Source organism: Streptomyces sp. NPDC092296 (assembly GCF_044755465.1).
In the GTDB taxonomy this organism is placed as follows: domain Bacteria; phylum Actinomycetota; class Actinomycetes; order Streptomycetales; family Streptomycetaceae; genus Peterkaempfera.
Window position 1 is genome coordinate 108,173 of record NZ_JBIVRB010000006.1, and the last position, 11,438, is coordinate 119,610.

Below are 11,438 nucleotides of genomic sequence, written 5' to 3' on the forward strand. Positions count from 1 at the left end.
GGTCCGAGTGCCGAATCAAGATCCCCCGGACTGGGTGCAGCGCTACCGATGGAAGGTCGGCGCTCGCCTCCGCGACCGCCGCCGCTGGCTGAACCTCACCCAGATCCGACTCGCATCCCAAGCCGGCATAGACCACAAAACGATCTCCCGCATTGAGAACGGATACCGGGCGGTGAACCTGGACGAGATGGCACTGCTCGCTCGCGCACTCGACGCCGAACCCTGGGAACTCCTACGCATCGACGGCGGCTGGCAGTACCCGGACGGCATGCCAGCAGGCGACGCTCCTCGCCCCTAGGCTGATCGGTGGCGGGTTGCACTGTGACGTCGGGTCATGTCCTGGGGCGCTCCGGTGCCCGGTGCCGGGGGCATTGGCAGGGCGGGTAGCGGGCGGCGATGTCGTAGCGGTCCGCCGAGGCGGGTTCGCCCTGGCGGACCTCGGCCGCTTTCAGTTCCTCCTGGCCGCCGTCGGGGGTGCGCCGGTAGGCCCGTACGGTCATGATGACGGGGCCCTCGGCGGTCACCGGCCACCGCCCCGGGCGCGGTCGAGTGTGGCTGGGACGGTGCGGCTAAGCCAGGCGGTGTAGCAGGCCGGCGCGGAGCCGGGACGGCTGCCGCCCTGGCAGCTGGCGCATTCCCCGCACGGCTCGTATCGGGGCGGCTCTGGGGCCGGGCTGGGGGCGCTCACCGCGTGTCCCGGTGGCGGGGGCAGGCGACGATGGCCCAGCCGAGGCGGCCGTCGCCGGAGCCGGTGTAGACGTACCCGGCCGGGGCGAGTGGCCCGGACCGGTCGCCGCAGACGATGCAGGCGGCGCCGTGGAGGCGCGCCAGGGTGGACGCGTCGACCGGCAACCCGAGGACGGGCTGCGGCGGCCCGGTGGGTCTGGCTCCGCTGCACGCCGGCGGCACCGGCCCATAGCGGGACTCGCCGCAGAGGATGGTCCGGCTGACGCGCCCGGTCATGGTCACCTGGTGCTCCCTGGAGAGAACCGGCGCCCCTCGCGGTGCCGGTACCAGTAGCGTTGCCGTGACGGACGGTCAGGACCACACGACACCCGTCCGCGCCTGTCCGCACCACTGCGGACACTGCGGACACCGGGAGCCCGGATGCACCACGACGAGACCTTCGGCCAAGCCCTGCGCAGGCTGCGCGGCACCCTCTCCGTACGCGACGTCGCCCGCCTCGCCGCAGTCGGCAAATCGACCATCGGCGACCTGGAGACCGGCCGCCGACGACCCACCCCCACCGTGGCAGCAGCCCTCGACGACGCCCTCGACGCCGGCGGCGAACTGACCCGCCTCGCCGAGCACCCGCCCGGCACGCCCCTCCTCCAGCAGGTCGCCTCCCTCCAGCACGGCGTGGCCGAGAGCCTCGCCGCCGGGCCCATGACCGGCGCCGCCCTGGACGAGTGGGAGTACACCGTCGCCCGGCACGGCCGCTCCACCCGATGGCGCCCCGAGCAACAGCTGCTCCCCGAGCTGGCCGCCGACATCACCGACCTCCAGAGGCTCCTCGCCCACCGGCACCCGCCGCAGGTGCGCCGCCGGCTCCTCCTGGCCTCCGCGCAGATGGCCGGGCTGATGGCCCTCACCCTGCTCAAGCTGGGTAGCCACTCCGCAGCCCGGGACTGGTGGCGCACCGGCCGGTCGGCAGCTGCCGCCGCTGAGGACCGGGCCGCGCTGTCATGGATGTACGCCCAGGAGTCCTACCAGCTGTACTACTGCGGCGACCTGGAGGGAGCGGTCGAGCTCGCGGCTCGCGCCCAGCAGCTCGCAGGCGGGCTCCCCTGCGTCGGGCCGGCACTGGCGGCACCGCTGGAGGCCCGAGCCCTGGCCAGCCTGGGCCGTCGAGAGGAAACCGCGGCAGCCCTGCTGCGGGCCGAGAGCGCCCTTGCGCGGCTCGCAGCTGAGGAGCAGATCGCCTCCGCGTTCGGCTACTCCGAGTCGCAGCTCGCGTTCCACGCCGGGAACGCCTGGACCCACCTCCGGGAGACCGCCCGCGCCGCCGACGAGCATCAGCGGGCGCTGGAGCTGTACCCCGAGTCCGACCGGACCGACCGGACCCTGGTCCAGCTCGACCGGGCGGTCTGCCTGGCAGTCGGGGGCGACCCTGCGGCAGCAGCCGCAGCGGCGGTTGAGGTGATCGAGGTCCTGCCGGAGGAGCACCGCAGCCCGTTGATCATCTACCGGGCGCGGGAGCTGGCGGCTATGGTGCCCGCGGCGCGGCAGACCGTGCCGGAGGTGCGGGTGCTGCGGGAGTTCCTCGCGCTGCCCGCCGGGTGAGAGGCAGGCCAGGGTGGAGCTGGAGATCAGCCGGGCGACGGCGGACGACGCGGGGATCATCTCGGCGCTGATCGGGGAGATTGAGGCCTACTACGGCGGCAGCGGCGAACCGGGCGACACCGACCAGATCCGCCAGCTGCTATTCGGTCCGCACCCGGTGGCGACCGTGCTGCTCGCCCGCGACGGTGGGCGGGTCCTGGGGATGGCCTCGTACTCGTACCTGTGGCCGGCCGCTGGCGCGGACCACTCGCTGTACCTCAAGGAGCTGTTCGTCCGGGCGCCCGCACGCCGTCACGGTGTGGCTCGGGCCCTGATGGAACACCTCCAGGAGATCGCGGTGGGGGCTGGCTGCTCGCGGGTCGAGTGGACTGCCGACCGGGACAACCCTCCGGCGCTCGCCCTCTACGAGGCGCTCGGGGTGCAGCCCAGGGACGGCAAGATCTTCTATCGGGTAGAGCGGTAGCGCGACCAGAGTCAGGCCGCCTCGGCCAAGCCCGGCGTCACGGTGCCCGGCAGCGCGTCGGCCCTTTTCGCCGCGGCGAGGAGCCGCCGGACGGTGACGGTCCGGCGGTCGGCGCCGAGGAGTGTGCAGATGCGGGAGAGCTGCCAGGAGGCGGAGCGGCGGTCGATCCCGTGGGTGGCGAGGGTGTGCAGGAGTGCGGTGTCGGCGGTGGCGTCGCGGAGGCGTCCGGGGCCGAGGTCGGGGCGGCCGGCGAGGGAGGTGAGGATCGTGTCCCGCTGGGGGGACGGTTCCCATCGGGTCGGGGTGATGGTGGTGGTGCGGCGGGTGTCGCGGCGGGCGCGTTCGCGGTCGCCGGGGGTGGTGCCGCCGTACACGCCGTAGGGCTCCCACCAGGTCCGTCCGTCGCCCGCTCCGTAGGCGGCGCACGCTGCCCGGATGGGGCAGGGTGCGCAGACTGCCCTGGCGGCGCGTTCGCGGGCGATCCGCTGCGGGGTCGTCTCGTCATCGGCGGCGTGGAACAGCTCGGGGTCGACTCCGGGGCGGGCGCAGCGCCGGTCGTCCCAGTCGGGGTGGGCGGTGCCGCGCGCGTCGTCGTCCACGGCGGTCTCCTGTGGTGCGAAGGGATTTGATCAAGCGTACGCCTGCACGACCGCAGCCCCCCACCTTCGGGTGGCGGCGCGACGAATCGCCGCCGGGGGCGCCCTGCGTGCGGCATCATGACGCCATGGCAGAGATCGAGGTCGTCTTGCACGGCGGCCCCCTGGACGGCATGACCGCCCCGGTGCTCGCTGACGACCCGGACCCGTGGACGGCGATCATCAGCGGTGCCGGGTGCGCCTACCCCGGCGGCCGATCCGTCTACGTACCCGACGCCGCCGGCCGGTGGACGTGGGTCAGGGACCTCCCCTGGGACGCGCTGTGACGGCGGTCGGTCAGATCGGCATAGCCACGCGAGAGGGACCAGGCGGCCCGATGGCGGACTCGGCGGCCGCCTACACCTCCGCCGGCACCGGCCGGACCGCCGCCGCCCTGATAGACGGCATGGGCCATACCCCCGAAATCGTCCGCCTGGCCCCCATGCTCGCGGAGACGGCCGTCCGCGTCGGGGCGGTGCGCGGTGCGCTCGCTGGGCTGCTGTCTGCCGGGCTACTGCTGGCCGACCCGGGCCACCCGGACGCGGTCGGCGTCCTCGTAGTGACACGGGAGGACGGCGGCGCGGAGCTGGTGTGGGCGGGTGACTGCCGGGCCTACCGCTGGGACGGCGCCGTGCTCCGGCAGCTGACGACCGACCATAGCCTCGCGGCCTACCTGACGAGGGCCGCAGGATCGGATGTGCCCGTGCACGCCCTGGTCAACTTCGTGGGCGTGACCCTGGGCACCGCAGTGCCCGCCACCGTGCCGTACGTCTCGGTGCCGGCCGGAGGCATGCTGGTGCTCACCAGCGACGGTGTCCACGACCAAGTCGAGCCGGAGGAGCTGGAGCGGCTGGTGCGCACCCACGCGGACCCGCAGGCCCTTGCTGAGGCCCTGGTCGCCGCTGCCGAGGCCGGGCCGGACGGAGCGCGGGACGACGCGACCGCGATCGTGCTCGCCGCCACCTGACCCTGGGCCCGGCGAACCCCCCTGCCCGCCACCACTAGAAGGGACGACCACATGTGCGACGGCTGCTACTGCGGGGAGGACGACGACTACACAGCCGATGACCGGCGCCGGGAGGAGGAGCACCAGGAGCACTACGTCCATGCTGCGGACTGCTACTCCTGCGAGGTCGAGTGCCGGGAGACGGCTGGGTACACCCGCTGCAAGGACTGCTCGCTGCCGTTCCCGGAGGGCCGGTTCAGTATGCTGCGGCACGGCTTCACCTGGGGGTGCTTTCCGCTGCCGGTGATCGCCGCCGATGAGTTCGACTGGCCGGAGCTGTACGGGAAGTCGGTGCGGTTCAAGGGCGCGGCGGGCGGGCCCCGGGGGACGGGAGGCTTCCGCTGGGTCACCGGCACGGTGGTCGGCCCGTGGGACAACGGCTCCATGCGCGGCTACCCGCGGTCCCTGTGGCCGATGCTGGAGCTGGAGCGCACCGACGAGGGGTACGGGGGCCGCACGCCCATCGCGCCCCGGGAGTGGCTGGCGATCGAGGTTCTCGGGGACGGCCAGAGGTGAGCGCTGCCGACGGCTACCGTTGGACCGAGGTGACGTTGCACGGCGGCCCGCCCGACGGCATGACCGCCCCGGTGCTCGCCGCCCAGGCCCCCGATGCAGCCTCAGGGGGCAGTGCGGGCCAGGACGGCCGCCAGGTCATCGGCGGCGGCGATCAGCCGGGCTGAGGCCTCCGGGTCGGTGACCGCCTCCCGCCCGGCGGAGAAGTGGAGCAGGCGGACGGCGTGCTGGAGTGCGGCCCGCAGGTCGGTGATGTGCTGGTCGCGCTCATCGGCGCGGTAGGGCGTGGTGGCCATGGCTATCAGGCTACCGAGCCGAGCCGAGCCGGGCCCCGGGCCAGAAACCGCGACCCGGACGCAACTCACCGCCCCCGCCCACCCCGCGAAGGGGGTGGGCGGGGGCGGTGCTTCAACGGCTCAGGTAGGAGGCGACGTAGCCCGCGCCAGCACCGAGCACCATGGCCGCGCCGGTCATCGTCCACCGCCACTGCTCCAGGGATGCCACCCGGGCCGGCACCCCGACCAGCCCGGCCGACGCTGTCTCCAGCGCGTCGGTCCGCTTGTCGAGGTCGACCAGCCCGCTGCCGTGCGTCGCGAGCGTCCGATCGACCTGGTCGGACCGCTGCACGAGCAGCGCCAGCTGGCCCTTGATCTCGGCCAGGCCGGTGCCGATCTCACCCCGCATCCGCTCCAGCTCCAGCGCCGTGGCATGGTCGGTGGACGGGACGGTCACTCGCCGCCCCCGGCCGTCGGCGGCGGGGAGACCGTGCCGCCGTCCACCGCGCCCTTGCGCAGCCAGGCGGGCAGCAGCCGGTCCACCTGCGGCAGGGCCATCACGCGGGTGACGCCGGCCGCGACGGCCAGGCCGGCGCCGACACCGGCGGTGGTCTCCGGGATGCCGCTGGCTGCGACGATCAGCGGCGCGGCCGCCGCCAGCGAGAGCGCCGTCTGCACGGTCGAGCGGACCGTGCGGCGCGTGCTGTCCTTCATGGTCAGTTCCCCTTCGGTGCGCGGGCGATCGAGGCATTCGCCCAGAACGTGGCCTCTTCGAGCTTGGTGATCGCCAAAGCCTTCTCTCGACCCTCGGGGAGGGCCGCGTTGAGACTGGCCGCGATCTGCCGGAAGTAGGTCCGGACCTGTTCGTGGGCGGCGGCCCGGCCCGGCGTGTCCGCAGGGTGGTAGATGAAGCGGTTGGTGATGTCCTCAGGTGCCATGGTGATGATGCCCTTCTACTGGGTGACGGTGAAGCCGTTCCTGAGGCCGAGCTTCTTGAGGCTGGCCGATCCGGGGATGCCGTCGGCGTCTTTGCCGGTGTACCCGTAGCGGCGCTGGAGGGCCGCGTACGCCGTGATGGTCTTGCTGCCGAAGCTGCCGTCGACCCACTTCGCGTCGAGCAGCCCCTCGGCCTGGAGCGCCTTCTCCACGATCAGCGCGTCCGCCCGGTGCGCCGCCGAGCCCTGCGGGGCGGCCGGGTCCCGGCGGGCCGCCGCGACCACTCTGGAGAGGTCCACGACCGGCGTCTTGGCCGGGGCCGCCGGGGCCGAGGCGCTCCCGACCGGGGCGGGCTTCTCGCCGAGGAGCTTCGCGACGTCGGCCCGGAAGCGGACCATGTCGAAGGTCGGGTCCGGCTTCCAGTCGCTCCACTCCTTGTGGCCGATGCAGCTGCGCGCCGTCCAGCCGTGCGCCCGGCACAGGGCAGCAGCCCACCGGACCGCCGCGTCGTACTGGGCGGCCGGCCAGGGCTTGCCGTCGCCGAGGTTTGAGCTCTCCAGGCCGTAGAAGCAAGCGTTGCCGTCGGTCGCGCTGGCGCTGCCCTCGTGCTGGTGGGTCGCGGGCGGCCGGTCTCCGTACGACTCGGCGATCACGGCGGCGAGCACCGCCGGGTCTCCGCCGCCCGCGTGGTTCGCCCGCCCGGCGCTGGTCAGCGTCAGCGTGCCGTCCGGCGCCAGGTAGGCGTGCGCGCACGGGCCCGGCAGGTCCGCCCGGCCCGCCCACACGACCTGGCCATCCGACGGCGGGGTCCCGCCGGTGTGGTGGATCATCACGCCGTGGACCGGGCCCCAGGCGCCGTGCCCGGCCCGGTCGTGCGTGCGCCAGCCGGGGTGCTCGACCGGCTCCAGGCCCTCGGCCCGCAGTACGGCGAGTATCCGGTCGGCAGTCAGAGGTGTTGCCATGATGCCCTCCCTGGGCATGACGGAGCCCCCGGCCGGTCGGCGCGGGGGCTGGGTGACGGGTGGGGTCAGTCCTGCGGGTCGGGCGGCGGCAGTGGCTCGGGGTCGCAGTCGCAGCCGGGCAGGTTCGCCGGGTTGGGGGCGGTGCACGTGGCCTGGTGGGTGTGGCAGGCGAGGTCCATGTCGATCTCGTGCTCGGCGCAGGCATACACCGGGACGGTGATGTTGGTGGCATCGGGGAGCGGCGGGAGGCGCGGAGGGTTCTCAGGATTGGTGGCGATCATCTCGGCCCGCCATGCCTCGGCCATGGCGATGATCGGGACGAGTTCCGCGTCGGTGGGGCGGCGCTGCCACTGGAAGGTGGCCCGGTTGCCGCAATCCACGGCCATGCAGAGGATAGGCATGATGCTCCTCAGGCAGAGATCCAGTGGAGGGACATGGTCGGCAGGAGCGCCGTCGCGCCCACGTTGGTCGCGAGCGCCCCGCCGCCGGTGATGGACTGGTACGCCTGGATCTCGACGTAGTCGCCCGACGCCAGCCGGGCGTCCACCGTCTCCGACCCGCTCCAGGACCCGCTGGCCGTGGCGGCCTCCAGGATCTCGGCACCCGTGACCGGGGTCCCGTTTACGGTGACCTGGAGTCCTCGGCCGCCGGTCGCGTTGGCGGCGAACGCGACGCCTGCGCTGATGGAGTAGACGCCCGGGACCTGGCAGACGTAGCGGCTCGTGGCGCTGGTGGTGGAGTGGCCGTTGTCGCTGTCCCAGCTCTCCGCGTCGAGGGTCAGGCTGGTGAAGGTCCCGTTGGGGATGGACTGGGTGAGGGTGGCGTAGCCCTTGAAGGCGGGCGGCGCCGTGATGAAGTCGATCAGGGATTTGACCTGGGCGTTCCACAGGGCGCCCGTCATGGAGTTGCCCGGGGATTCCTGTGCGGATATGGGGGCGCTGCGGGGCACGGGGCCTCCTCAGTAGGCGAAGGCGACGGCGTCGAACGCCGACGCGCTGTCGTAGACAGACGGGTCGGTGACGCCTGCGGGCAGCGGCTCGCACAGCAGATCGCCGACCGCGTGGGACCTGGTGGTCGCGATGGTGAGGGTGATCACGGCGGACGTCCACCCGGACGTCGTCGCGGAAACCTTGTCGACGGTGACGATCTCCTGGTTGGCCGTCCCCAGGCCGAGGACGAGCCGCTGCCCCTGCCCGAGCTGTGCCGCCAGCGGGTTGGCGTTGTCGGCGGATGCGTTGACGGTCACGGTCGTCGCACCGGATGCCACGGCCGTGCGGACGGTGGTCCGCCACGCACCGAACACCGCATAGGGGGTCAGGTCCGCCGGGGAGCACTGAAGGGTGAGCCTCGCGCTGGCCGCGTCGTCCATCTCCCACGACAGGCCGTCGACGAAGCAGTCCACGAGGATCGGCGGCGCGCCGTTGGGGCGGCGCATGACCCGGACGCGCGTGCCGATCTCCAGAGCCAGGCACACCGGCCACAGCGCCGGATGCGACGACGGGTTGAGGACGATCGAGGAGATCCGCCGCGCCGGCCGCTTGTACCTCGACAGCAGGTACTTGGCCTGGTCCTGGCACTCCAGGGGGTCCGCCGAGCCGCTGGAGCGGTCCATCGTCCGCGTCCCGTACTGGTCGACCGAGTCGCCGTCGATCGCCGCGAAGGCCTGCCCCGTGGCCTCCTGGGTGACCGTGACAGTGTTGGCCAGGCGCGTCGGGTCGTAATCCAGCGCGACGGTCTCGTACGGGTACTCGCCGTTGGCCGTGTCCTCCCCGAATGTGACGGTGGGGACGGTGGAGTTGTACCGGCGGGACCGGGCGAGGAACGTCGCCGCGCCGCCGCGGGAGATGAAGTGGACGCCCGACTCGGTGGCCACGACGTCCTGGAGCGCCGACAGGGCGTCCTGGCCGCCGAACGCCGCCGGGGCCATGTTGGTCGTCACCCCAGCATCGACGGCGCTGGCGCCGGTGTACCCGGCATAGCGCAGGATGCGGGCGTAGCGGGCGCCGGAGGACTCGCCCGCGCAGGCGGACCGCCACGCGGTGCTGATCGCCCGCATCGCGTCCGCCGTCAGCAGGTCCGGGAACTCGCAGGCGAACGCAATGTCGCCCTGGAAGTTCCACTTCGAGCTGCCGCCGACGGTGGTGATGTCGAGCCAGCCGCCGATGTGGTCGCCGACGATGCCGGTGGCGGCCAGCGCGGAGACGCTCCAGGTGAGGACGTTGCCGTCGAGGCACGTCGTGCCGTGGCCGGAGGCGTCCCGGCCGAACATGGCGAGATGCCAGTTCCCGTCGCTGACGTTGATCGCGCTGGACAGGGTGGCGAGCGTTCCCGTGCCCTCCGGTGTCCCGGCAGACCAGTTGAGGTGGCCGGAGGAGTCGATCCACAGGTGGCACTGGGACCCCGACGGGCCCTCTTCCATGTGCCGCTGGTCCATCGCGGACCACACGTAGGAGCGCGCCGCCGGCTTCGATCCGGCGGTGTACCGGAATGCGATCATGCGGGTGAACAGGCGGCTGGCCGGGCCCTTGATGCCCGCCTGGGAGAGGCCGAGGACCGTCGCCGGGCCCGCCGTCGCGGTTCCTGGGTTGGGGTTGGCGACCGTCACGACGGTCCCGGCGCTGCCCAGGTACACGCCCTTCACCGGGTCCGTCGCGGTGATCGCGGTCCCGGAGGTGAGACTGCCGGGACCGGCCTTCGGGTTCGCCGGCTGGACCGGCGGGAAGTTGCCGGTCCAGTCGGCGAACCTGTCCGACCCCTCCGGATCGGACAGGGGGTACAGCCATGCCGGTTCGTGCGCGGCGACCTCCTCGATCAGCACGTCCCGCAGGTCCTGCTGGGACAGCAGCGCGAACGCGTCGACCATCTCGGGGCTGACGAGGCCGTAGGTGCCGCCCATCGTCCACGTCTGCGGGAGGCGCTCGGTGAACCCCGAGTACAGCGGCGTCCACTCCCCGGGGCACACCCACGGCGTCGCCCGGTCGGCGTGCTCGACCTGCCAGCCGTCCACCTGGACGGTGCAGGCCGCCGCAGCAGGGGCTGCCGTTGCGACGCCGACCCAGAACAGCCGCGCGCCCGGGTCGACGGTCGCCGTGACGGTGACGGGCGTCCACGGGGCGGTCGCCGAGCCGGTCAGGATGACGGCCGCACCCCGGGTCTCACCGCTGCTGCTGTCCGCGTACAGGCCCTGGACCTTGAGGGAGGTCCCCGGGGTGATGTTGCGGACCCGCATCTGCACCGTGCACGGGACACCCGGCCGCAAGTTCGGGGACAGGGTGTAGCAGATGTAGTCGTCCTCACCGCTGCTGACGGCGAACTGGAGGGCGCGGCCGCCCTGCCAAGCGCCAGCCGTCGCGACGACGACCCCGTCACCCGCCTCGCCCTGCGCGGCGTCCGTGTTGCAGGACACCCCCATCGCGGCGGTCCGCGTGCCGACAGCGTAACCGCCGAGGTCACCACCGGTCGCCGGGCCCTGCGCCAGCAGGTTGGGCGTCGCCGGCCACTGCGCCCGCATGACGAACGGCTGGTACAAGTCCAGCGCCCCGAACCACGGCCCGGCAGCGTTCTCCGGATCGAATGCTCCATCCTGGTTGGCCCACTGCTCGGCCGCCTCGCCCGTGCGGACATCGTCGGTCTCGTACTGCCGCCCCCGGTTGGTCTCGACCTCTCCGCGAGTCAGGTGCGCGAGGTCCACGAGGCTGCCCGGCGGGATGCCGCCCCCGCCGCCGGGCGAGGAGACGCCCAGGGCGTGCTGCATCAGCGGCCATGCCGGGTTCAGGCCCCCCGCCATGGTGTTGACATGGGCAACGGCCGCGACGAGGCCCGTGTACGTCTCCGCCGCAGTAGTGCCCGCCTCGACCAGAAGTGCGACCGCTGCGGCCGGCCAGGTGTAGGCGAGGGATGTCTGAGCCGTCCACGTCCAGCCGTCCGGCGAGGTGTCGGCCCACCAGCGTCCGGACTGCTCCCGCAGCCGCCACCAGCGGTGGACGGACGGATCGTAGGCGGCCAGTGCCGCCGTGACGGTGGAGCCGCCGGTCGTGACTGCCAGCTCGAACATCGTGTGGCCGCCGGTGAGGCGGATCGCAGCCCGGTTGGAGGCGTCCTTCGCCACGGCGAGGCGCGTCAACGTCCCCCCGGAGCCGCGCGGCACAGGGATCACCTGTGCGGAGACGCTGCCCCCGCGCCCGTCCCATACCGCCGCCGTGCCGAGGGTGCTGACGGCGCCGGCGGCGGTGGGGCAGGCAAGGTTCGCTCGGTTGTTGACGGTGTCGATGGCAACCACACCGGTTGTGGTGGCGCCCCACAGGGACGCGTTCAGGATGGGTGAGTCGAACGGGTCCGCGAGCCCGGACAGCAGCACGTGTCCTC

17 protein-coding genes are annotated in these 11,438 nt (G+C 73.1%); 6 read left to right on the forward strand and 11 right to left on the reverse strand.

All coding sequences use genetic code 11. From position 1 onward, the window contains the following. Positions 1 to 7 precede the first annotated feature (7 nt). Positions 8 to 298 carry a helix-turn-helix domain-containing protein gene (locus ACIQGZ_RS16850; protein WP_402602525.1) on the forward strand — a complete coding sequence of 97 codons (291 nt, stop codon included), beginning with the start codon at positions 8 to 10 and terminating at the stop codon, positions 296 to 298. Between the two features lie 34 nt (positions 299 to 332). On the opposite strand, the gene ACIQGZ_RS16855 is transcribed toward ACIQGZ_RS16850, so the two are convergent. Continuing rightward, the gene (locus ACIQGZ_RS16855; protein WP_402602527.1) at positions 333 to 524 is read right to left on the reverse strand and encodes a hypothetical protein; all 192 of its coding nucleotides are present in this window, start codon (positions 522 to 524) and stop codon (positions 333 to 335) included. Positions 525 to 684: 160 nt separating this feature from the next. Next, positions 685 to 969 (reverse strand): hypothetical protein, encoded by a 285-nt coding sequence (locus ACIQGZ_RS16860; protein WP_402602528.1) that lies wholly within the window; start codon positions 967 to 969, stop codon positions 685 to 687. Positions 970 to 1,107: 138 nt separating this feature from the next. Between ACIQGZ_RS16860 and ACIQGZ_RS16865 the strand changes: the two genes are divergently transcribed. Together ACIQGZ_RS16865 and ACIQGZ_RS16870 are read left to right on the forward strand one after the other, a co-directional pair. Beyond that, entirely contained in the window at positions 1,108 to 2,283 is a 1,176-nt protein-coding gene (locus tag ACIQGZ_RS16865; protein ID WP_402602530.1) for a helix-turn-helix domain-containing protein, read from the forward strand. Positions 2,284 to 2,296: 13 nt separating this feature from the next. Continuing rightward, a complete protein-coding gene (locus ACIQGZ_RS16870) occupies positions 2,297 to 2,746 on the forward strand; it encodes a GNAT family N-acetyltransferase (protein ID WP_402602531.1) in 450 nt (149 codons plus the stop codon). A gap of 11 nt (positions 2,747 to 2,757) precedes the next feature. Here the strand turns inward: ACIQGZ_RS16870 and ACIQGZ_RS16875 are convergent, their stop codons facing one another. Beyond that, positions 2,758 to 3,345 carry a WhiB family transcriptional regulator gene (locus ACIQGZ_RS16875; protein ID WP_402602532.1) on the reverse strand — a complete coding sequence of 196 codons (588 nt, stop codon included), beginning with the start codon at positions 3,343 to 3,345 and terminating at the stop codon, positions 2,758 to 2,760. 125 nt (positions 3,346 to 3,470) lie between these two features. Here ACIQGZ_RS16875 and ACIQGZ_RS16880 point away from each other — a divergent pair, with 125 nt between their 5' ends. The 3 genes from ACIQGZ_RS16880 to ACIQGZ_RS16890 are packed head-to-tail and all read left to right on the forward strand — an operon-like array spanning position 3,471 to position 4,903. Beyond that, complete coding sequence (locus tag ACIQGZ_RS16880) at positions 3,471 to 3,668, forward strand: hypothetical protein (protein WP_402602534.1); 198 nt, start codon at positions 3,471 to 3,473, stop codon at positions 3,666 to 3,668. A gap of 50 nt (positions 3,669 to 3,718) precedes the next feature. Beyond that, positions 3,719 to 4,348 carry a PP2C family protein-serine/threonine phosphatase gene (locus ACIQGZ_RS16885; protein ID WP_402602535.1) on the forward strand — a complete coding sequence of 210 codons (630 nt, stop codon included), beginning with the start codon at positions 3,719 to 3,721 and terminating at the stop codon, positions 4,346 to 4,348. A gap of 51 nt (positions 4,349 to 4,399) precedes the next feature. Continuing rightward, positions 4,400 to 4,903 carry a hypothetical protein gene (locus ACIQGZ_RS16890; protein ID WP_402602536.1) on the forward strand — a complete coding sequence of 168 codons (504 nt, stop codon included), beginning with the start codon at positions 4,400 to 4,402 and terminating at the stop codon, positions 4,901 to 4,903. Positions 4,904 to 5,004: 101 nt separating this feature from the next. On the opposite strand, the gene ACIQGZ_RS16895 is transcribed toward ACIQGZ_RS16890, so the two are convergent. The 8 genes from ACIQGZ_RS16895 to ACIQGZ_RS16930 form a co-directional block, all read right to left on the reverse strand. Further along, positions 5,005 to 5,196: a hypothetical protein gene (locus ACIQGZ_RS16895; protein WP_402602538.1), complete on the reverse strand. Its 192-nt coding sequence runs from the start codon at positions 5,194 to 5,196 to the stop codon at positions 5,005 to 5,007. Positions 5,197 to 5,308: 112 nt separating this feature from the next. Continuing rightward, positions 5,309 to 5,632 carry a hypothetical protein gene (locus ACIQGZ_RS16900; protein WP_402602540.1) on the reverse strand — a complete coding sequence of 108 codons (324 nt, stop codon included), beginning with the start codon at positions 5,630 to 5,632 and terminating at the stop codon, positions 5,309 to 5,311. After that, positions 5,629 to 5,889 (reverse strand): hypothetical protein, encoded by a 261-nt coding sequence (locus ACIQGZ_RS16905; RefSeq protein WP_402602542.1) that lies wholly within the window; start codon positions 5,887 to 5,889, stop codon positions 5,629 to 5,631. The genes ACIQGZ_RS16900 and ACIQGZ_RS16905 overlap by 4 nt, the downstream gene beginning before the upstream one ends. Before the next feature lie 2 nt (positions 5,890 to 5,891). Next, positions 5,892 to 6,113, reverse strand: a complete 222-nt coding sequence (locus tag ACIQGZ_RS16910) for a hypothetical protein (RefSeq protein WP_402602544.1) — start codon at positions 6,111 to 6,113, stop codon at positions 5,892 to 5,894. A gap of 15 nt (positions 6,114 to 6,128) precedes the next feature. Then, the gene (locus tag ACIQGZ_RS16915) at positions 6,129 to 7,073 is read right to left on the reverse strand and encodes an N-acetylmuramoyl-L-alanine amidase (RefSeq protein ID WP_402602546.1); all 945 of its coding nucleotides are present in this window, start codon (positions 7,071 to 7,073) and stop codon (positions 6,129 to 6,131) included. 65 nt (positions 7,074 to 7,138) lie between these two features. Then, a complete protein-coding gene (locus ACIQGZ_RS16920; protein ID WP_402602548.1) occupies positions 7,139 to 7,474 on the reverse strand; it encodes a hypothetical protein in 336 nt (111 codons plus the stop codon). A gap of 8 nt (positions 7,475 to 7,482) precedes the next feature. Further along, positions 7,483 to 8,022: a hypothetical protein gene (locus ACIQGZ_RS16925; protein ID WP_402602549.1), complete on the reverse strand. Its 540-nt coding sequence runs from the start codon at positions 8,020 to 8,022 to the stop codon at positions 7,483 to 7,485. A 9-nt stretch (positions 8,023 to 8,031) separates the two neighbouring features. After that, positions 8,032 to 11,430 (reverse strand): hypothetical protein, encoded by a 3,399-nt coding sequence (locus ACIQGZ_RS16930; protein ID WP_402602551.1) that lies wholly within the window; start codon positions 11,428 to 11,430, stop codon positions 8,032 to 8,034. Positions 11,431 to 11,438 lie beyond the last annotated feature (8 nt).

What these genes read in the sequence shown, in the direction of transcription:
- ACIQGZ_RS16880 (WP_402602534.1), top strand. Translation starts at nt 3,471, where the DNA reads ATGGCAGAGATCGAGGTCGTCTTGCACGGCGGCCCCCTGGACGGCATG.
- ACIQGZ_RS16885 (WP_402602535.1), top strand. Translation starts at nt 3,719, where the DNA reads ATGGCGGACTCGGCGGCCGCCTACACCTCCGCCGGCACCGGCCGGACC.
- ACIQGZ_RS16895 (WP_402602538.1), bottom strand. Translation starts at nt 5,196, where the DNA reads ATGGCCACCACGCCCTACCGCGCCGATGAGCGCGACCAGCACATCACC.
- ACIQGZ_RS16910 (WP_402602544.1), bottom strand. Translation starts at nt 6,113, where the DNA reads ATGGCACCTGAGGACATCACCAACCGCTTCATCTACCACCCTGCGGAC.
- ACIQGZ_RS16865 (WP_402602530.1), top strand. Translation starts at nt 1,108, where the DNA reads ATGCACCACGACGAGACCTTCGGCCAAGCCCTGCGCAGGCTGCGCGGC.
- ACIQGZ_RS16915 (WP_402602546.1), bottom strand. Translation starts at nt 7,073, where the DNA reads ATGGCAACACCTCTGACTGCCGACCGGATACTCGCCGTACTGCGGGCC.
- ACIQGZ_RS16905 (WP_402602542.1), bottom strand. Translation starts at nt 5,889, where the DNA reads ATGAAGGACAGCACGCGCCGCACGGTCCGCTCGACCGTGCAGACGGCG.
- ACIQGZ_RS16920 (WP_402602548.1), bottom strand. Translation starts at nt 7,474, where the DNA reads ATGCCTATCCTCTGCATGGCCGTGGATTGCGGCAACCGGGCCACCTTC.
- ACIQGZ_RS16890 (WP_402602536.1), top strand. Translation starts at nt 4,400, where the DNA reads ATGTGCGACGGCTGCTACTGCGGGGAGGACGACGACTACACAGCCGAT.